Annotated in this window: 21 protein-coding genes; 10 read left to right on the top strand and 11 right to left on the bottom strand. The window is 64.4% G+C overall.

Annotated features, from left to right (window positions below):
• Window positions 1-8 precede the first annotated feature (8 nt).
• The gene (locus EUU22_RS22655) at window positions 9-425 is read left to right on the top strand and encodes a GFA family protein (RefSeq protein ID WP_129334231.1); all 417 of its coding nucleotides are present in this window, start codon (window positions 9-11) and stop codon (window positions 423-425) included.
• A 42-nt stretch (window positions 426-467) separates the two neighbouring features.
• Here EUU22_RS22655 and EUU22_RS22660 read toward each other — a convergent pair whose 3' ends face one another.
• From EUU22_RS22660 to EUU22_RS22670, 3 genes are all read right to left on the bottom strand, one after another.
• A complete protein-coding gene (locus EUU22_RS22660) occupies window positions 468-1,541 on the bottom strand; it encodes an enoyl-CoA hydratase/isomerase family protein (protein WP_129334232.1) in 1,074 nt (357 codons plus the stop codon).
• A gap of 105 nt (window positions 1,542-1,646) precedes the next feature.
• Complete coding sequence (locus EUU22_RS22665) at window positions 1,647-2,603, bottom strand: D-2-hydroxyacid dehydrogenase (RefSeq protein WP_129334233.1); 957 nt, start codon at window positions 2,601-2,603, stop codon at window positions 1,647-1,649.
• A 152-nt stretch (window positions 2,604-2,755) separates the two neighbouring features.
• Complete coding sequence (locus EUU22_RS22670) at window positions 2,756-2,953, bottom strand: CsbD family protein (protein WP_129334234.1); 198 nt, start codon at window positions 2,951-2,953, stop codon at window positions 2,756-2,758.
• A 251-nt stretch (window positions 2,954-3,204) separates the two neighbouring features.
• On the opposite strand from EUU22_RS22670, the gene EUU22_RS22675 reads away from it, so the two are divergent.
• Window positions 3,205-3,564 (top strand): ElaB/YgaM/YqjD family protein, encoded by a 360-nt coding sequence (locus tag EUU22_RS22675; RefSeq protein ID WP_129334235.1) that lies wholly within the window; start codon window positions 3,205-3,207, stop codon window positions 3,562-3,564.
• Window positions 3,565-3,568: 4 nt separating this feature from the next.
• A complete protein-coding gene (locus EUU22_RS22680; protein ID WP_129334236.1) occupies window positions 3,569-4,006 on the top strand; it encodes a hypothetical protein in 438 nt (145 codons plus the stop codon).
• A gap of 33 nt (window positions 4,007-4,039) precedes the next feature.
• Here the strand turns inward: EUU22_RS22680 and EUU22_RS22685 are convergent, their stop codons facing one another.
• The gene (locus EUU22_RS22685; protein WP_165351274.1) at window positions 4,040-4,234 is read right to left on the bottom strand and encodes a NepR family anti-sigma factor; all 195 of its coding nucleotides are present in this window, start codon (window positions 4,232-4,234) and stop codon (window positions 4,040-4,042) included.
• Window positions 4,235-4,648: 414 nt separating this feature from the next.
• Here EUU22_RS22685 and EUU22_RS22690 point away from each other — a divergent pair, with 414 nt between their 5' ends.
• The 3 genes from EUU22_RS22690 (at window position 4,649) to EUU22_RS22700 (ending at window position 6,949) form a co-directional block, all read left to right on the top strand.
• Complete coding sequence (locus EUU22_RS22690; protein WP_129334238.1) at window positions 4,649-5,443, top strand: response regulator; 795 nt, start codon at window positions 4,649-4,651, stop codon at window positions 5,441-5,443.
• A gap of 95 nt (window positions 5,444-5,538) precedes the next feature.
• Window positions 5,539-6,534, top strand: coding sequence for a sensor histidine kinase (locus tag EUU22_RS22695; protein ID WP_129334239.1), 996 nt, complete (start codon window positions 5,539-5,541; stop codon window positions 6,532-6,534).
• 76 nt (window positions 6,535-6,610) lie between these two features.
• Window positions 6,611-6,949 carry a hypothetical protein gene (locus EUU22_RS22700; protein WP_129334240.1) on the top strand — a complete coding sequence of 113 codons (339 nt, stop codon included), beginning with the start codon at window positions 6,611-6,613 and terminating at the stop codon, window positions 6,947-6,949.
• 126 nt (window positions 6,950-7,075) lie between these two features.
• Here EUU22_RS22700 and EUU22_RS22705 read toward each other — a convergent pair whose 3' ends face one another.
• Complete coding sequence (locus EUU22_RS22705) at window positions 7,076-7,240, bottom strand: DUF1328 domain-containing protein (protein WP_112691142.1); 165 nt, start codon at window positions 7,238-7,240, stop codon at window positions 7,076-7,078.
• 141 nt (window positions 7,241-7,381) lie between these two features.
• Between EUU22_RS22705 and EUU22_RS22710 the strand changes: the two genes are divergently transcribed.
• Together EUU22_RS22710 and EUU22_RS22715 are read left to right on the top strand one after the other, a co-directional pair.
• Entirely contained in the window at window positions 7,382-7,588 is a 207-nt protein-coding gene (locus tag EUU22_RS22710; RefSeq protein ID WP_129334241.1) for a NepR family anti-sigma factor, read from the top strand.
• Entirely contained in the window at window positions 7,588-8,154 is a 567-nt protein-coding gene (locus EUU22_RS22715; RefSeq protein WP_129334242.1) for an RNA polymerase sigma factor, read from the top strand. The genes EUU22_RS22710 and EUU22_RS22715 overlap by 1 nt, the downstream gene beginning before the upstream one ends.
• A gap of 214 nt (window positions 8,155-8,368) precedes the next feature.
• Here the strand turns inward: EUU22_RS22715 and EUU22_RS22720 are convergent, their stop codons facing one another.
• Window positions 8,369-8,533, bottom strand: coding sequence for a DUF1328 domain-containing protein (locus EUU22_RS22720; RefSeq protein WP_112691139.1), 165 nt, complete (start codon window positions 8,531-8,533; stop codon window positions 8,369-8,371).
• Between the two features lie 282 nt (window positions 8,534-8,815).
• Here EUU22_RS22720 and EUU22_RS22730 point away from each other — a divergent pair, with 282 nt between their 5' ends.
• Entirely contained in the window at window positions 8,816-10,390 is a 1,575-nt protein-coding gene (locus EUU22_RS22730) for a Re/Si-specific NAD(P)(+) transhydrogenase subunit alpha (protein ID WP_129334244.1), read from the top strand.
• 15 nt (window positions 10,391-10,405) lie between these two features.
• The gene (locus EUU22_RS22735; RefSeq protein WP_129334245.1) at window positions 10,406-11,839 is read left to right on the top strand and encodes an NAD(P)(+) transhydrogenase (Re/Si-specific) subunit beta; all 1,434 of its coding nucleotides are present in this window, start codon (window positions 10,406-10,408) and stop codon (window positions 11,837-11,839) included.
• A gap of 84 nt (window positions 11,840-11,923) precedes the next feature.
• Here EUU22_RS22735 and EUU22_RS22740 read toward each other — a convergent pair whose 3' ends face one another.
• The 5 genes from EUU22_RS22740 to kduI are packed head-to-tail and all read right to left on the bottom strand — an operon-like array spanning window position 11,924 to window position 17,644.
• On the bottom strand, window positions 11,924-13,456 hold the full coding sequence (locus tag EUU22_RS22740) for a UxaA family hydrolase (RefSeq protein WP_129334246.1): 1,533 nt from the start codon (window positions 13,454-13,456) through the stop codon (window positions 11,924-11,926).
• Entirely contained in the window at window positions 13,449-14,645 is a 1,197-nt protein-coding gene (gene uxuA / locus EUU22_RS22745; RefSeq protein ID WP_129334247.1) for a mannonate dehydratase, read from the bottom strand. The genes EUU22_RS22740 and uxuA overlap by 8 nt, the downstream gene beginning before the upstream one ends.
• Window positions 14,642-16,120, bottom strand: a complete 1,479-nt coding sequence (locus tag EUU22_RS22750) for a mannitol dehydrogenase family protein (protein ID WP_129334248.1) — start codon at window positions 16,118-16,120, stop codon at window positions 14,642-14,644. Before EUU22_RS22750 ends, uxuA begins: the two co-directional genes overlap by 4 nt.
• Window positions 16,077-16,826, bottom strand: a complete 750-nt coding sequence (gene kduD, locus EUU22_RS22755) for a 2-dehydro-3-deoxy-D-gluconate 5-dehydrogenase KduD (RefSeq protein WP_129334249.1) — start codon at window positions 16,824-16,826, stop codon at window positions 16,077-16,079. Before kduD ends, EUU22_RS22750 begins: the two co-directional genes overlap by 44 nt.
• Window positions 16,823-17,644, bottom strand: coding sequence for a 5-dehydro-4-deoxy-D-glucuronate isomerase (gene kduI / locus EUU22_RS22760; RefSeq protein WP_129334250.1), 822 nt, complete (start codon window positions 17,642-17,644; stop codon window positions 16,823-16,825). The genes kduD and kduI overlap by 4 nt, the downstream gene beginning before the upstream one ends.
• Window positions 17,645-17,654: the final 10 nt, after the last annotated feature.

A 17,654-nucleotide genomic window follows, 5' to 3' on the forward strand; every position in this document is an offset into this window, starting at 1 on the left:
GAATGCCGATGTCCAAGTCTTTTCGCGGCGGATGCGCCTGTGAAGCCGTGCGTTATGAAGTCGTTGGTGATCCAGTCGCCATGGTCGATTGTCAGTGCCGGCAGTGCCAGAGAGAAAGTGGGACAGGCCATGCTTCGCACGTGGTCTTTGCCGGTGCCGAGGTTCAGATTTTCGGCGATGCACGCACCTGGGATCTGGTGGGTGATGGCGGCACGCGTAAGCGTCGTGCCTTCTGTCCCACCTGCGGTTCACCCGTGTTCATGACTATTCCGGACGTTCCCGAGATCTTCACCGTGCGCGCGTCGAGCCTGGACGAGCCGGAGCGCTACGCTCCACAATTCGTCACCTGGACGAAAGCGGCGCAGCCGTGGGATTGTGTCGATCCAGCACTGACCAAGTTCGAAGGCATGCCGCCTTCGTCGTGACGTCGGTGCATAGCGACGGCCCCGCTATTCCTCGGTCGCCGTCTAGCCGAACAACCGCTCATCCCTCACCGCAAAGAAGGCGTCGACTAATGCCGGGCCCACGGCATCCAGCGTCGCCGGCGACCATTTCGGGTTCCGATCCTTGTCGATGATGGCGGCGCGGATGCCTTCGTAGAAATCGGGCGTGCGGAGGATCTCGTCGGTCGCGGCGAATTCGCGTTCGAGGCAGGCTTCGAGATCGGGCGACGACCGGCCCTTGCGGAGCAGCGCCAGCGTCACCTTGAGGCTCGTCGGCGAGCGCGTCAGCATCGTGGCGCGCGCCTTCGTCGCGAACTCGCTGGTCTCCAGGCTGAGCGCTTCGAGGATCTCTTCGATGCTGTCGAAGGCGAAGCAGCGGTCGATCAGGTTGCGGTGCTCGGCGAAGACCAGCGCCGTCGCCGGGCTTGCGGTCTCGGCGATGACGGCGGCGACGTCGTTGTGTCCGGCGGTGGCGGGAAGGGAGGCGAGCGCCTCGGCGATCTCGGGAATGCGCGAGGTCTCGACGAGCCAGTCGGCGAAGCCGGCGGCGATCGCATCGGTGGCGCCGACCGGCTCGCCGGTGAGCCCCATATAGGTGCCGAGCTCGCCGGGAGCCTGCGAGAGCAGCCAGGTCGCGCCGACGTCGGGGAAGAAACCAATGCCCGTCTCCGGCATGGCAAGGCGCGCCGTCTCGGTGGCGATCCGGTGGCTCGCATGGCCGGAAAGTCCGACGCCGCCGCCCATGGTGATGCCTTCGATCAGCACGACATAAGGTTTCGGGTAGGAGCCGATCCGCGCGTTGAGACGGTATTCCTCGCGCCAGAAGGTCGCCGGCTCTGGACTGCCTGCCTTGCCGCCTTCGTAGAGCATCTTGATGTCGCCGCCGGCACAGAAGCCGCGCTCGCCTTCGCCCGTCACCATCACGGCGGCGATCGTCGGGTCGCGCTCGAAATCGTCGAGGGCGGCGTCGATGGCGCGGACCATGCCGAGCGAGAGGCTGTTGATGATCCGCGGCCGGTTGAGGCTGATCAGCCCGAGCGTGCCCGACCGGCCGGTCAGGACCTCTTCACCGGCTGTGGCGACATCAAAGAATTTCATTCAATGCTCCTCCTCGTCCCTCTTCCGTGCCGTTCTCCACCCGCGGCGCTTCGCTCATAGCATATGGCCGGGGGCATGGCCTCCCTGCCTTTGGTCGGGTTTCGTTCAACCGACGACGTTGCATGGCGTTCCTCGCTGGAAAAGCTCGATGTTCTCGACGAGCTGGTCGGCGAGTGCCTGGATGGCCTGCCGGCTCGCCCAGGCGACGTGCGGCGTCAGGATGACGTTGGGACGGCCGGCGATCCGCATCATCGGACTGTCGGCGGCCGGCGGCTCGCCGTCGGTCACGTCGAAACCAGCGCCGGCGATCTGTCCTGCATCGAGCGCGGCCGCCAGCGCCTGTTCGTCGACGAGGCCGCCACGGCCGGTGTTGATAAGGATCGGTTTGCGCTCCATCAGCGCGAATTCGCGTGCGGCGATGATCCCGCGCGTTTCGGCGTTCAGGGGGCAATGGAGTGTGATGATGTCGCTTCGGCGCATCACCTCGTCGAAGGCGGTGCGCCCGGCCGGCGGCACGCCGGCGCCCTTGCGGTCGGCGACCAGCACCGTCATGCCGAAGGCCTCGGCGATACGGGCGACGGAGCGGCCGAGCGCGCCGTGGCCGACGATCCCGAGCGTCGAGCCGGAAAGATCGGAGATCGGATGATCGAAGAAGCAGAATTGCCGTGCTTCCTGCCAGCGGCCGTCGATCACCGACTGCCGATAGGGCACGATGCTGCGTCTCAGCGCCAGCATCAGCGCGAAGGTATGTTCGGGGACCGTGTTCGTCGCGTAGTCGCGGATGTTGCAGACGGTGATGCCGGCCTTGCGACAGGCGGCGAGATCAACGCAATCCGTGCCCGTCGCCGCGACCGCGATCAGCTTCAGCCTCGGCGCGCCGGCGATCGCATCGGCGCGGATCGGCGCCTTGTTGGTGATGACGATGTCGGCGTCAGCGATCCGGCTCGCGACCTCGTCCGGGGCGCTGCGACCGTAGAGCACCAGGTCATGCGCGAACTCGGGTTCGCGAAGCGTCGTTTCCGGCGAGAGTGTGTCGCGGTCGAGAAAGACGATTCTGGTCATGGGCGGACATTCCTCACGCTTCGCGGTCGTGGTGAGGGTCGTAGCCGATGCTCCGGAGACAGACAATAGCACTGCTCGCGGGTGGCTCCACCCGCAAACGAGAAAGGCCCGGCACGATGTGCCGGGCCCTCGGGACAGGGGGAAGCAGATGGTCAGTGGCGGTGCAGCCAGGCGTCGATCTCGCGATCGGCCTCTTCCTGGGTCTTGCCGTAGGCTTCCTGGATCTTGCCGGCAAGCTGCTTGCGGTTTCCCTTGATGACGTCGAGGTCATCGCCGGTGAGCTTGCCCCACTGGGCCTGGGCCTTGCCCTTGAACTGCTCCCAATTACCTTCGACCTGATTCCAGTTCATGTCAGCATCCTCTCGTTGGTTGGACAAAGAGGCTTGCGGCCTCGGGTGGCACAACGCCTGCAGGACAGGGGAAGTTCCGTTGCCGGCGACCGGGGACGGGCGCATGTGCGACCATTGGTCGAGTTCGCCGCGTCTGGCCGGCGCCGCTTTGCAATTGCCTCCGCCGGAGCCGAGGCGTACAACAACGGCAGCGGGAACCGCCCTGCCTCTCGTGCGTTTGTCGGCAGGGCGATCGTTGAAGGAGACACGACATGGCTGCAGTCTCGATGACTGGCAAGGCAGGCGAAAAGGTGCAGGAGGAAGCCGTCGGCAACACCGATGCGCACCTTCAGGACGTTCAGGCCGAACTCGACAATCTGCGCCGCGACATTGCAGCGCTGACGCAGGCGATCACCTCCCTCGGCAGCGCCAAGCTCCAGGAGGCCGGCGCACGTGCGACCGAAATGGGCGCGGAAATGGCGGGTGCCTCGGCGGCGGCCTACCAGTCAGCCCGCGACAGCCTTCGTTCGGCAGAGCAGGACCTCGAGACCCGTATCCGCAACAATCCGTTGCAGGCGGTCGGGATCGCCGCCGGCATCGGGTTCCTTGCCGCGCTGCTGACACGGCGCTGAGCCCATGAATCTCATTGCAGAAGTCCTGGCCAGCCTCGCGCTACGTCGTGCGCGCCCGGTGGTGGAAGGTGTCAAACGCAATACGGTGGCGGCAGTTCTGCTGATCGTGCTGTTCGTGACCGCCTATGTGGCGCTCGTCGTGGCGCTCGCACTCTACGTCGCGGAGACGGCGGGGCCGGTCATGGCGGCGCTGACCGTGGCGCTGACCGCAACCGCCCTGGCGCTGGTGGTCATCGCCGTGATGATGGTCCTCAACCATCAGGCCCGCAAGGAGGCCCTGATGCGCCAGCAAATGGCCGCGGCGGCGGGTGACCCGCTTACCACGGGGCTGATTGCCGAGGTTCCGCTGATGATGCGGGAAAGTCCGATTGCCACCACGGCAATGATCGGGTGTCTTGTCTACGCGCTGGCGAAAGTCGGCGGAGTAGGTCGAAAGATCTGACAAGACACGCCGGAAGATAGTCGGAAAGGGGCGCTACTTCTTGGTGCTGTTGCGCTCGGCATCATCAAGCCGTTCGAGCAAATCCAAGAAATGCTTCGGTGTTCCTTCTTCGACGATACTGTCGTAGTATCCGCGCAACTTTGACGCGATGAGGGTGTTTGAAAGCTCCCTTCCTGCATCAGACCGCTTCGGTCTTGCTTTGCGGTCCTTCATCTTCTCAGGTGCCATAAACCCCATTCACCCCGTTACAATATTAGGAATCCCCCAAGAACTGTACTAGCATAAAAAAAGTTCCGGGGCGTCGGAACTTTTTTGGTCCATTGGCCGTTGTCGCGGAAGTCTGCATTTACGAGTTCTACTGATGAAACTGACCAGGGCTCATCACACGCAGCCCCTCAGGTGGGCCACAGCCGGACTGCCGAGTTCAACGCGATCGTCGATCGGCGTGCGTTCGTCGTCCGCCGGCCGGCGGCAGGATCGCGGCGCTGTCGACGGATGCCGTTCGCCGATTTCCCGTGCCGGGCTGAACAGGCGGCCCACCCTGCGTGCCCCTCCACCTCGTTCCGGCCACTTCAGCCGACACTTCGACCCCGTCCATCAGTCCGCGAACCAGCGCTGAATGCGCCCGATTGGAGAAGCTGAATGTCCCTGACTGCCCGCGTAGCTGCCCATCTCCCCTATCTTCGGCGTTATGCCCGAGCCGTGACAGGCTCGCAGACATCCGGTGACGCCTATGTGGCGGCCGTGCTGGAAGCGCTGATCGCCGACATTTCCATGTTCCCTGAAAGCGGTGACGACCGTGTGTCGCTGTACAAGCTCTTTGTTGCGCTGTTCGACACGACTTCGATCGAGATCCCCCCGATTTCCTCGCCCTTCGCCTGGGAACGCCGCGCTGCCGCCAATCTCGCGGCCGTCCCGACCCGGGCGCGCCACGCCTTTCTGCTGACGACCGTCGAAGGTTTTTCGCGCGAACAGGCGGCAGACGTTCTCGGCGTCGAGGACGCCGAGCTGGATGCGCTGGTGAGCAAGGCCTCCGAGGAGATCTCACGGCAAGTGGCGACCGACATCATGATTATCGAGGACGAGCCACTGATCGCGCTCGATATCGAGCAGATGGTCGAGGATCTCGGTCACCGGGTGACCGGCACGGCGCGCACCCATACCGAGGCTGTCGAACTCTTCCGGCGCACGAAGCCGAAAATGGTCCTCGCCGACATACAGCTCGCCGACGGCAGTTCGGGTATCGACGCCGTCAACGACATCCTGAAGACAGACACGATTCCGGTGATCTTCATCACCGCCTTTCCCGAGAGGCTCCTGACGGGTGAGCGTCCGGAGCCCGCCTTCCTGGTTACGAAACCCTTCAATCCGGACATGGTGAAGGCTCTGATCAGTCAGGCTCTTTTCTTTAATGAACAGGTGGCGGAGAAGGCGTAGTTCGGGCAGGCGACTGCCCGTGCGAGCCACCGAGCGACCTGAGAGGGCAGGTCCCGCATATGCGGGACCGCCGGCGTGTTTCGCGGAGTTGCACGGTGGTTCACAGACTGACTTGGTACGAGCCCCAGCGCGGTGACGAGTACCTGCGCGAATTCTTCATCACCGGCCTGATGGATATCGGCGCGACGCTGATTTTGCAGGATGCCGAGGGCAAGTATTCTTGCATAACCACCTTGCCGATGCGCTTCCGGCTGACGGGGAGCGAGCCGCCGACAGACCGCGGTCTGTTCGGCGAGGACATCGGCCGCCGGCTTGAAGACATGAAGGCGCGGCTCCGGCAGCCAGGAGACCATGCGGAGATGGAGATCGACGCTGGCGACGACACCTTCTTTGAATTCCGTTGCCGTATGATCACCATGGCGAACGGCCAGAACAACCTGATGACGGTCGTCATCGACCGGACGGAGGATCGCCGGCGGGAGCGGCTCCTGCGCGCGCTGCTGCGCGAAGTGAGCCACCGGTCGAAGAACCTGCTTGCCATCATCCAGAGCATCGCCTCCCAGACGGCCCGCTATTCCGGCTCTCTCAACGCCTTTCTCGGCAAGTTCCGTGGCCGCCTGCACGCCCTCTCGCAGTCGCAGGACCTCATCACGGATTCGAGCTGGAGCGGCGCCTATTTCCGCGACCTGCTCCGACAGCAGATCGAGAAATACGTGCAGGACGGAGCCGCCGACCTCATTCAGGTGACCGGCGAAAACGTTCTCCTGACGCCGAACGCGTCGCTGCATGTCGGCCTTGCCCTGCACGAACTCACGGTCAATGCCGTCAGCCATGGTGATTTTGTGGCGAGGCGTCAGCGGATCGAAGTCAATTGCGAGCGTGTCCGCGAGGAGGGCAAGGACGCCGTGCGCATTACCTGGACCGAGCCGCTCGGGCCGACTGACGGCGAGGCTCCCGCCCGTTCCGCGCGTTTCGGCAGCACGGTCCTCGAAAGGGTGGTGCCGGCCTCGGTGAACGGTAGCGCGGTGCATGAGGTGCGGCCGGGGTCGGTCTATTACGAGCTCACATTCCCGCTTGATGCCGAGGCCTAGAACTGCCCTGATATTTGTGCATTGCGGTGGAACTTTCCAACGTGGTCCGCGTTTCCTGTGCTCAATGGAGGCGGGAATGAGCACACTTGCCGCGCTTTTGGTTCTTGTCGCCTGTCACCCCGACGAAGGACATTGCATGAAGGAGCCGGTCGCGGTCGCCTCCTTCGGTAGTCGTGCGAGCTGCATGGCCGCACTTCCGAAAGAGTTGAAGAAGGCGCGCCGCCTCACACCGGTCATCTACGCCGACTGCATTCCGGTCCAGGCGGACCTTCTGGCCGGCCGCGCTCCGATCCGCCAGCGGATAGAGCCACAACGTCTCGCCGCGCTGCTGGACGATGCGGCGCCGAAGCTGGATGTTCCGGTACTCGCGGTGGTCGCCGCCCAGTCTGTGCCGATCCCCTACGAACGCTACTGAGCAGACGGAATTGGTCGAGCCGTGATGTCCCCGTTCGGGCTCGTCATCGATGAAATGCCTCGTCGGCAGCAATCGCCGGCGGCAGCCGTCGAGGCCGCCGCCGGCTTTCAGAGATGCACACGCATGTCAGGCGCTGCGGAAGAAGCGACTGACGAGCGAGATGAGGAACAGCACGATAAAGACAAAGAAGAGGATCTTCGCGATACCGGCCGACGCGCCGGCAATGCCGCCGAAACCGAGTACGCCGGCGATCAATGCAACGACGAGGAAAAGAAGAGCGTAGTAAAGCATGGCTTTTCTCCTTGTATGCACCAGGCAAGAACGTCCCGTCCTGTCAATTGTTCCGCAACGCCAAAAAGACCCGGCGCGGCCGGAACCTTGGCGAGTTTCGGCCGTTTCCTCGCAACACCTCCACAACCACGTGGGAACGGAATGACGAGATTTACCGACAGAGCCTACAATGGCGCCGGTGGCGAGCCGGCAGCACCCCCATACCAGGGGATCATCTCGAGACTGCGCCAGTTCTATCAATCCGTGCAGGATGAGGGTATACCGGACAAGTTCCTCGAGCTTCTTGAAAGGCTCGATGCTGCGGAAAAGAACGCTGCGGGGCAGCGCGTCACGGGAGACAATGCGTGATGGACCGGGAAAGATCCGCAGAAGAGACGGGTTTCAAACGGGACATGCTGGCCGCACTCCCGAACCTGAGGGCGTTTGCCGTCTCGTTGACGGGGCGTCACCACCTGGCCGACGATCTCGTGCAGGACACAATCGTCAAGGCCTGGGCAAAGCAGGACCACTTCGAGCCGGGTACGAATATGAAGGCCTGGCTCTTCACCATTCTGCGCAACGAATTCTATTCGCAGATGCGCAAGCGTGGACGCGAGGTGGCCGATACCGACGGCGTCTTCACCTCGCAGCTCGCCACGCACCCGCAACAGTATGGTTCGCTCGATCTCCAGGACTTCCGCAAGGCGCTCGAACAACTACCGCCCGACCAGCGCGAGGCGATCATTCTCGTCGGCGCCTCCGGCTTCGCCTATGAAGAGGCGGCCGAAATCTGCGGCTGTGCCGTCGGCACGATCAAGAGCCGTATCAACCGCGCCCGCAACAAGCTGCAGGAGATCCTCGGCGTGACGGGCGAGGCCGACTACGGGCCGGATGCCAACGACGCCGCCGTGATCAAACGGGCCTTCGCAAGCTAGAGCATTTATGGAACGGGGAATCGCCGCGGCGTGCCATCGTGCGCCGCGGCGATTCTCGTTTTCGGCATCCGGCTGAAACTTGTCTTACACGGCCAAACGTTCCCGACGGCTTGGCGCGGCAAACCTCCGAGGCCGGGCGACTATGTGCACAAGGCCGAAAGCCCCGAAGCCCGTGGACTTCGGGGATGTCTTCGGGTGGCCGCTCGTCGGCTCGTCAGGCGACGATGACGATGCCGGTGAAGAAGGCGATGATCAGGACCACCAGAACGATGAAGATCAGGATCCGTGCGACGGTCGCGGATGCACCGGCCACACCGCGGAACCCGAGAAGGCTCGCGACGGCGGCAATCAGCAGGAATATCAAAATCCATTTCAGCACGATGGGCCTCCTTCCTCGATTGCCGGATAAATGGTCGGTCGGCGAATTTGTTCCCACGCAAGAACAGGCGCAAATTTCGCATTCGGTGGACGGATTGGTCGCTGAACGGCCTTTCGGGCAGGCCATTTCTTCGCTATGGCCGAAGATCGATGCATTGCTGCAGGACGATGTGCCGGCAGGGTTGGAAAATGGCTGCAATCATCTGGACAGAACGGTCCGGTTCTGATCGTGTCTCATCACGAAATCAGGACGGGATTTCTGGGACGCGAAGGGGAGACTGGCTTGAAGATAGGTTCGCCAAGGGAAGTGTTCGAGGGGGAAGCGCGCGTGGCGATGACGCCGGACAGCGCGACGCAACTCCGCAAACTGGGTTATGACTGCATCATCGAAAGCGGCGCCGGCAAGGCTGCCGGCTTCTCCGACGACGCATATCGTGCCGCCGGCGTCGACGTGGTCGACAACGCCGAGGCGCTCTATGCGGCCGCGGACGTGATTGCCAAGGTGCGCCCGCCGGAAACCGCAGAGGCCGAGCGTCTCGGCGCCGGCAAGACGCTGATCTCCTTCTTCTATCCGGCACAGAACAAGACGCTGCTCGAGCTCTGCAAGGACAAGGGCGCCAACGTCATCGCCATGGACATGGTGCCGCGCATCAGCCGCGCGCAGAAGATGGATGCGCTCTCCTCGATGGCCAACATCGCGGGCTACCGCGCGGTGATCGAGGCCGGCAACAATTTCGGTCGGTTCTTCACCGGCCAGGTGACGGCTGCCGGCAAGATCCCGCCCGCCAAGGTGCTGGTCATCGGCGCGGGTGTCGCCGGTCTCGCCGCCGTCGGCACCAGTGTCTCGCTCGGTGCCATCACCTACGCCTTCGACGTTCGTCCGGAAGTGGCCGAGCAGATCGAATCGATGGGCGCCGAGTTCGTCTTCCTGGACTTCACCGACCAGCAGCAGGATGGTGCGGCGACCGGCGGCTATGCCGCCCCGTCGTCGCCGGAGTTCCGCGAAGCCCAACTCAAGAAGTTCCGCGAGATCGCCCCTGAGATCGACATCGTCATCACGACGGCGCTGATCCCCGGCCGTGACGCGCCGAAGCTCTGGCTTGCCGACATGGTGGCGGCGATGAAGCCGGGTTCGGTGGTCGTCGACCTCGCCGCCGAGCGCGGCGGCAACTGTGACCTGACGGTCGCCGACCAGCGCATCGTGTCTGACAACGGCGTGATCGTCATCGGCTACACGGATTTCCCGAGCCGCATGGCGGCCCAGGCATCGACGCTCTACTCGACCAATGTCCGTCACATGATGACGGACCTGACGCCCGGCAAGGACGGCAAGCTCTTCCACAACATGGAAGACGACGTCATCCGTGGGGCGACGGTGACGTATGAGGGCGAGATCACCTATCCGCCGCCGCCGCCGAAGATCCAGGCGATCGCGGCGCAGAAGCCGAAGGAAAAGCCCAAGGAACTGACGCCCGAGGAGAGGCGCGCGCAGGAGGTCGCCGCCTTCAAGGCGCAGACCCGCAACCAGGTGGCAATGCTCGCCGGCGGCGGCGCGCTGATTCTGCTTGCCGGCCTTTACGCGCCGGCGAGCTTCATGAGCCACTTCATCGTCTTCGTTCTCTCGTGCTTCGTTGGCTTCCAGGTCATCTGGAACGTCTCGCACTCGCTGCATACCCCGCTGATGGCGGTCACCAACGCGATCTCGTCGATCATCATCCTCGGCGCGCTGATGCAAATCGGCTCCGGCAATTTCCTCGTGATCGTGCTCGGTGCGCTCTCCGTGTTCATGGCCGGGATCAACATCTTCGGTGGCTTCATGGTCACCCGGCGCATGCTCGCCATGTTCCAGAAGTCGTAAGGCGGGAGAGGCACGATGGAATACGGATTTACCACTGCCGCCTACGTGGTCGCGGCTGTTCTCTTCATCCAGTCGCTCGGCGGGCTTTCGGGCCAGGAGAGCGCCAAGCGCGCGGTCTGGTACGGCATCGTCGGCATGGGGCTCGCCGTGGCGGCGACGCTTTATGGACCCGGCAAGGGCAACTGGCTCCTTTCGGCCATCATGATCGGCGCCGGCGGCGCGATCGGCTGGGTGGTCGCCAAGCGTGTCCAGATGACCGAGATGCCGCAGCTCGTCGCGGCCATGCATTCGCTGGTCGGTCTCGCGGCGGTCTTCATCGGCTTCAACGCCCATATCGAACTCGGTCGCGTGCTTGCGATGGACGAGGCGAGCCGGGCTTCGCTCGAAGGCTTTGCGGCGGTGCTCGCGCACAAGACGGCGGTCGAGCAGGTCATCCTCAAGGTCGAGGTTTTCCTCGGCGTGTTCATCGGGGCGGTCACCTTCACCGGGTCCGTGGTCGCGTTCGGCAAGCTCGCCGGCCGCGTCGACGGCAAGGCGAAGAAGCTGCCCGGCGGTCACGTCCTGAATGCCGGTGCGGCGCTGATCTCGCTCGCCCTGCTGTTCATGTATGTCGGTGGCTCGGGCGCCTGGACGATTGTCCTGATGACGCTGCTCGCCTTCTTTATCGGCTATCACCTGATCATGGGCATCGGCGGCGCCGACATGCCGGTGGTCGTGTCGATGCTGAACAGCTATTCGGGCTGGGCGGCCGCCGCGATCGGCTTCTCGCTGTCGAACGACCTGCTGATCGTCGTCGGCGCACTGGTCGGTTCGTCGGGTGCGATCCTCTCCTACATCATGTGCAAGGCGATGAACCGCTCCTTCATCTCGGTCATCCTCGGGGGCTTCGGCACCACGACCGGGCCGCAAATGGAAGTGACCGGGGAGCAGATTGCCATCGACGCCGAAGGCGTCGCGAATGCGCTCAACGACGCGGATTCGGTCATCATCGTGCCGGGCTACGGCATGGCGGTGGCGCAGGCGCAGCAGTCTGTCTCCGAACTCACCCGCAAGCTGCGCGCGGCCGGGAAGGAAGTGCGCTTCGCCATCCATCCGGTGGCAGGCCGTCTTCCGGGCCACATGAACGTGCTGCTCGCGGAAGCGAAGGTGCCGTACGACATCGTGCTCGAGATGGACGAGATCAACGAGGACTTCCCGAACACGGACGTCGCGATCGTCATCGGCTCGAACGACATCGTCAATCCGGCAGCACAGGAGGACCCGAACTCGCCGATCGCCGGCATGCCGGTGCTGGAAGTCTGGAAGGCGAAGCAGGTCTTCGTCTCGAAGCGCGGCCAGGGTACCGGCTATTCGGGCATCGAGAACCCGCTCTTCTACAAGGAGAATACGCGGATGTTCTACGGCGACGCCAAGAAGTCGATCGACGGCCTGCTGCCGATGATCCGCTGATCGTCAGCGGCGACCCAAAAAAGAACCGGAGCAGGGCGACCTGCTCCGGTTTTGCTTTTCAGGGGTTGGGCGATCGTCGCATTTTCACATGATCGCGCCGACCTGCCAGGGTACGAACTCGTTGTCGCCGAGTCCGAGTTCTTCGGACTTGGTCTTGCGGCCGGACGCGGTCGCCAGCACGTGGTCGAGGATCTCGCGGCCCTTGGCTTCGAGAGAGACGCGCTCTGTGATGATGTCGCCGCAGTTGATGTCCATGTCGTCGTGCATTTCGTTGTAGAGACGGCTGCTCGTCGAGAGCTTGATGGTCGGTGCGGGCTTCGAGCCGAAGGCCGAGCCGCGCCCGGTGGTGAAGCAGACGAGTTGGGCGCCGCCGGCGATCTGTCCCGTCGCCGAAACCGGGTCGTAGCCGGGCGTGTCCATGAAGACGAAGCCGGGGCCGGTGATCTTCTCGCCGTAGAGGAGGACGTCCGTCATCGGAGTGCTGCCGGCCTTGGCGGCCGCACCGAGCGATTTTTCGAGGATGGTCGTCAGGCCCCCGAGCTTGTTGCCCGGGCTCGGATTGTTGTCCATCGAGCCGTCGTTGATCCGGCAGTAGTTCTCCCACCAGGTGATCCGCTCGATGAGCTTGTCGGCCACCTCTTTCGAGGCGGCGCGGCGCAGCAGGAGTTGCTCGGCACCATAGATTTCCGGTGTTTCGGAAAGCACGACCGTGCCGCCGAGGCCGACCAGCAGGTCGCTCGCGACGCCGAGCGCCGGATTGGCGGTGATGCCGGAGAAGCCGTCGGAGCCGCCGCATTGCAGGGCGAGCTTCAGTTCGGAAGCCGGGATCGGCTCACGCTTCGTTTCGTTGACGATCGGCAGGATCTCGTGGATGTGATCGACGATGCGGCGGATGGTCTGGGCCGTGCCGCCGGTTTCCTGGATCGTCAGCGAGAAGAAGCGGCTGTCGTCGTGATCGCCGTAAAGCGCGCGCATGCGGGCGATCTGCATCGTCTCGCAGCCGAGCCCGACGAAGACGGCGGCCGCGACGTTCGGGTGGGTCGCATAGCCCCAGAGCACGCGCTGGAGATTGTCGAAGCCTGGGCCGGTGACCGAGATCGCGCAGCCCGTGCCATGGGCGAAGGCGGCGACGCCGTCGACGTTCGGGTAGCGGTCGAGGATGCCTGAGCGATTCACCTCGTCGGCGGCCCGCCGGATCACGGTGGCGGAACAGTTCACCGTCGCGCAGATCGCGATGAAGTTGCGGGTGCCGGCCTGGCCATTGGCGCGCCGGTAACCCATGAAGTGCGCAGGATCGATGACGGGGATTGCCGCCTTCGCCTTTTCCAGATCGGCGCCGATGCGGTAGTCGCGGTCGTGCTCGCCAAAGGCACAGTTGTGGGTGTGGACGTGCTCGCCGGCGGCGATCGGCTGGCTGGCGAAGCCGATGATCTGGCCGAACTTGTAGATATGCTGGCCTTCCGGGATCGCCACGCGCGCGATCTTGTGGCCGCGGGCGACCGGCGTTTTCAGCGGCTCGCCGAAGCCGAGCGGCCGGCTGCCTGCCGCTGCCGGGTCGGTGAGGATCGCAACGTTGTCGTCAACGTGCAGGAGAAGGGTGCCGGTCGATTCAGTCATAGGAAACACTCTCATGCTGGAGGGCTTTTACGATGCCCCGAAGTTCTGCAAGTCCGCGCATCCGGCCGATCAGCGGATAGCCGGGATGGGTGCCGCGACCGACATCGTCCAGCAATTCGTGGCCATGGTCGGGGCGGTAGGGGATGGAGACATCGGCGCGGCCCTCCTGCCGCCGGCGCCGTTCTTCGGCGACCAGCGCGGCGATGAGCGCGACCATGTCGGTATCGCCGCCGAGATGGGCGGCTTCCTGGAACGAGCCATCCGGTTCCTTGGCGACGTTGCGCAGATGCGCGAAATGGATGCGCGGCGCGAAGCGGCGGGCGATGGCCGGTACGTCGTTGGCGGGATTTGCGCCGAGCGAACCCGAACAGAGGGTGAGCCCGTTCGAGGGGCTGTCCTGACTGGCGAGGATCCATTCGATGTCGTCGCCCGTCGAGACGATGCGCGGCAGGCCGAGGATGTTGCGCGGCGGATCGTCCGGGTGGACGCAGAGGCGAATGCCGAACTCCTCCGCCGCGGGCACCACCTCGGCGAGGAAGCGGGCGTAGTTGGCCCTCAATTCGTCGCGGCCGATGCCGACATACTGCTTCAGTTTTTCCCTGAGACCCTCGACGTCATAGCGGTCGAAGGCACCCGGCAGCCCGGCCATGATGGAGTTCAGGAGATTCTGGCGCAGCCCCTCGCTCGATGCTTCGTACCATTCTCTTGCGGTCGCGCGGACCTCCTCGCTGTAATCGGCTTCCGCGCCTTCGCGTTCGAGCATGAAGATCTCGAAGGCGGCCATATGCGGCTGCGAGAAGCGCAGGGCGGTTCCGCCGCGTGGCGCCGGCGCGTCGAGCTGCGTGCGCGTCCAGTCGAGAAGCGGCATGAAATTGTAGCAGACGGTCGAGATGCCGCAGGCGGCGAGGTTGCGCAACGATTGCCGGTAGTTGGCAAAGAGCCGTTCGAGGTCTCCGTCGCCGCGTTTGATATCCTCGTGAACCGGCAGGCTCTCCACGACGTTCCAGTAGAGGCCGAAGTCGCGGTCCGCGCTGATCTCGTCCTGACGGGCGCGGATCATCTCTTCCGGCCAGACCTCGCCGTAGGGGACCTCGTAAAGGGCGGTGACGATGCCGGTCGCGCCCGTCTGGGCGATTTCCGGCAGCGTGATCGCGTCAAACGGTCCGTACCAGCGCCAGCTCTCGATCATGCGCCGACCTCCTCCACCATGCGTGCGGCTCCCTTTTCAAGCAAACCTGCATATGCCTTGGCAAGCGTCGCGTGAAAATCCTCGTTTCGGGCAAGCGCCGGAGGGAAGATCTCTGCGACGCCGAGGAGTGCCGCGACCTTGCCGTCCGCGTCCGCGGCGCCGTCGCTGAGGCTCTTCAGTCGTGCGGCGAGCGGGTCGCGCACGTCGATCGGGTCTCCCTTCTCGTCGACGCCGCCGACATAGCGCATCCAGGCGGCGACCGCGAGCGCCAGCCCGGCGAAAGGCCGTCCGGCCTTCAGGTTCTCGGCGACGGTCGAGAGGATGCGCTGCGGCAGTTTTTGCGAACCGTCCATGGCGATCTGCCATGTCCGGTGGCGGATCGCCGGGTTCGAATAGCGCTCGAAGAGCGCGTTGGTGTATGCGGAAAGGTCGACTCCTTCCGGTGGCTGGAGGCCGGGCACGATCTCCTCGCGCCAGAGCCGCTTGCAGAACCTTGCGAAGGAAGGATCGGCCACCGTGTCGCTGATCGTCTCGTGTCCGGCGAGATAGCCGAGATAGGCGAGGGAGGAGTGGGTGCCGTTGAGGCAGCGGAGTTTCATGTGCTCGAACGGCGTCACATCGCCGACCAGCTGCACGCCAACAGCGCCGAGATCGGGACGGGCGCCGTCGACGAAGCGGTCTTCCACCACCCACTGGCGGAAGGGCTCGTGCATGACCGGCGAAAGGTCGAGGATGCCGGTCATCGCCGCCAGCCGTTCGATGTCCTCCGGCTTGGTCGCCGGCACGATCCGGTCCACCATCGTCGAGGGGAAGGCGCCTTCGGCGGAAATCCAGTCGGCAAGCGCGGGATCGATGAGACCCGCAAGCTCGATGACGACGCCCTTCACCACCTTGCCGTTTTCCGGAAGGTTGTCGCAGCAGAGTACGGTGAAGGGACGCTGTCCGGCATTTCGCCGGCGCTCCAGCGCCCGCACCAGATAGCCGACCGCCGACAGCGGCGCATCCGGATGGGCAAGATCGTGGACGATGTCGGGGTGTTGGCGGTTGAGCCGGCCCGTCGAGGGTTCGTGGCAGTATCCCTTTTCCGTGACCGTCAGCGTGACGATGCGGATTGCCGGAGCACTCATCGCGTCGAGCACCGCCTGCGGGTCTTCGCGGGCGACCAGCACGTGGTCGACGGCGGTGATGACGCGCGGTGTTTCGCCGTCGGGGCCGAGTTCGAGCGCAGTGTAGGCATAGTCCTGCGGCGCCAGCAGGTCTCGCTGGTCGGGCCGCACCAGGCTGACGCCGACGATGCCCCAGTCGCCGCCGGACTTCTCCATGGCCTCGGAGATGTAGACCGCACCATGGGCGCGGAAGAAGGCGCCGAGGCCGAGATGGACGATGCCGGGCCGCGGACGCTTGCCGTCGGGCCGGTGGAGACGGGGAAGATCAGCGGGCAAGCCAGCCTCCGTCGACGTTGAGGATTGCACCATGGATGTATTTTGCCGCCGGCGAGGCGAGGAAGACGGCTGCACCGCCGATGTCCTCCGGGTCGCCCCAGCGCCCGGCCGGAATGCGGTCGAGGATCGCCTTGCTCCGGTCGGGATCGGCGCGCAGTGCCTCGGTGTTGTTGGTCGCGATGTAGCCGGGGGCGATGGCGTTGACGTTGATCCCCTTCGCCGCCCATTCGTTGGCGAGCAGCTTGGTGAGCCCGGCCACGCCGCTTTTCGATGCGGTGTAAGAGGCAACGCGGATGCCACCCTGGAAGGACAGCATGGAGGCGATGTTGATGATCCGCCCGGTGGCACCACGGGAAAGAACCGAGCGCGCGAAGGCCTGGCTCAGGAAGAAGACGGCCTTCAGGTTTACGTCCATCACCTCGTCCCAGTCGGCCTCGGTGAAATCGACCGCATCGGCGCGGCGGATGATGCCGGCATTGTTAACGAGGATGTCGACCGGAGCCGCAAGGGTCTCGACGGCGGTCGCTGCGGCGATCGGGTCGGAAAGGTCGAGCGCGAGGCCTTCGGCCCTGCCGCCTGCGCTGGTGATCAGATCGATCGTCTCGGTGACGGCGGAACGGCCGGCGCAGACGACATCGGCGCCCGCTTCGGCGAGCGAGCACGCGATTGCCTGGCCGATGCCGGTATTGGCGCCGGTGACGAGCGCACGCTTGCCGGCGAGGGAAAACAGGGCGCTCATCGCAGGGTCTCCATCGAGACCATTTCGACGTCCCTGTAGTCTACGTTGTCGCCGGCCATCGCCCAGATGAAGGTATAGGCGCCGGTGCCTGCGCCGCTGTGGATCGACCATGGCGGCGAGATCGCGCCTTCCTCGTTCTTCAGGACGAGATGGCGGGTTTCGTCCGGCTCGCCCATCATGTGGAAGACGCGCTGGTTTTCGGCGAGATCGAAATAGAGATAGGCCTCCATGCGGCGGTCGTGGACGTGCGCCGGCATGGTGTTCCAGATGGAACCCTTCGCGAGCTTGGTCATGCCAACGACGAGCTGGCAGGAGGTCATCACGTCTGGATGCACGAACTGGTAGATCGTGCGCTCGTTGGAGGTCTCCTGGGCGCCGAGCGACATGTTTGCCGCCTCGTCGATGCGGATGAGGCGCGACGGATAGGTGTGGTGGGCGGGCGCTGAGAGGATGTAGAAACGACCGTCGCCAGCAAAGGTGACGGGGCCAGAGCCCATGCCGAGATAGAGCATGTCGCCCTTCGCCATCACATATTCGCCGTCGGCCAGCACTGTGCCTTCGCCGCCGATGTTGACGATCACCATCTCGCGGCGATCGAGGATCGAGGCGGTGCCGCAGGGCTTCACTTCGTCGAGAACGAGGCTTTCGCCGGCGGGGACTGCGCCGCCGACGATCATACGGTCGTAATGCGTGTAGATGAGCCTGATTTCGCTCGGCCTGAAGATGTCGCCGACATGGAAATTCTTCCGGAGCGCCGCCGTGTCGAAGCTCTTGGCGGTCTGCGGATCGATGGCGTGGCGGATTTCAACGCTGAGCATGGCTCACTCC

The sequence above is a fragment of the Ciceribacter ferrooxidans genome (assembly GCF_004137355.1).
GTDB classification, from domain to species: Bacteria; Pseudomonadota; Alphaproteobacteria; order Rhizobiales; family Rhizobiaceae; genus Allorhizobium; species Allorhizobium ferrooxidans.

Bases quoted from the DNA above. Each gene is read 5' to 3' on its own strand.
- EUU22_RS22665 (WP_129334233.1), bottom strand. From the start codon at position 2,603: ATGACCAGAATCGTCTTTCTCGACCGCGACACACTCTCGCCGGAAACG.
- EUU22_RS22750 (WP_129334248.1), bottom strand. From the start codon at position 16,120: ATGGTGCAATCCTCAACGTCGACGGAGGCTGGCTTGCCCGCTGATCTT.
- EUU22_RS22690 (WP_129334238.1), top strand. From the start codon at position 4,649: ATGTCCCTGACTGCCCGCGTAGCTGCCCATCTCCCCTATCTTCGGCGT.
- kduD (WP_129334249.1), bottom strand. From the start codon at position 16,826: ATGAGCGCCCTGTTTTCCCTCGCCGGCAAGCGTGCGCTCGTCACCGGC.
- uxuA (WP_129334247.1), bottom strand. From the start codon at position 14,645: ATGATCGAGAGCTGGCGCTGGTACGGACCGTTTGACGCGATCACGCTG.
- EUU22_RS22670 (WP_129334234.1), bottom strand. From the start codon at position 2,953: ATGAACTGGAATCAGGTCGAAGGTAATTGGGAGCAGTTCAAGGGCAAG.
- EUU22_RS22715 (WP_129334242.1), top strand. From the start codon at position 7,588: ATGGACCGGGAAAGATCCGCAGAAGAGACGGGTTTCAAACGGGACATG.
- EUU22_RS22700 (WP_129334240.1), top strand. From the start codon at position 6,611: ATGAGCACACTTGCCGCGCTTTTGGTTCTTGTCGCCTGTCACCCCGAC.
- EUU22_RS22735 (WP_129334245.1), top strand. From the start codon at position 10,406: ATGGAATACGGATTTACCACTGCCGCCTACGTGGTCGCGGCTGTTCTC.
- kduI (WP_129334250.1), bottom strand. From the start codon at position 17,644: ATGCTCAGCGTTGAAATCCGCCACGCCATCGATCCGCAGACCGCCAAG.
- EUU22_RS22685 (WP_165351274.1), bottom strand. From the start codon at position 4,234: ATGGCACCTGAGAAGATGAAGGACCGCAAAGCAAGACCGAAGCGGTCT.
- EUU22_RS22705 (WP_112691142.1), bottom strand. From the start codon at position 7,240: ATGCTTTACTACGCTCTTCTTTTCCTCGTCGTTGCATTGATCGCCGGC.
- EUU22_RS22740 (WP_129334246.1), bottom strand. From the start codon at position 13,456: ATGACTGAATCGACCGGCACCCTTCTCCTGCACGTTGACGACAACGTT.
- EUU22_RS22710 (WP_129334241.1), top strand. From the start codon at position 7,382: ATGACGAGATTTACCGACAGAGCCTACAATGGCGCCGGTGGCGAGCCG.
- EUU22_RS22680 (WP_129334236.1), top strand. From the start codon at position 3,569: ATGAATCTCATTGCAGAAGTCCTGGCCAGCCTCGCGCTACGTCGTGCG.
- EUU22_RS22660 (WP_129334232.1), bottom strand. From the start codon at position 1,541: ATGAAATTCTTTGATGTCGCCACAGCCGGTGAAGAGGTCCTGACCGGC.
- EUU22_RS22675 (WP_129334235.1), top strand. From the start codon at position 3,205: ATGGCTGCAGTCTCGATGACTGGCAAGGCAGGCGAAAAGGTGCAGGAG.
- EUU22_RS22655 (WP_129334231.1), top strand. From the start codon at position 9: ATGTCCAAGTCTTTTCGCGGCGGATGCGCCTGTGAAGCCGTGCGTTAT.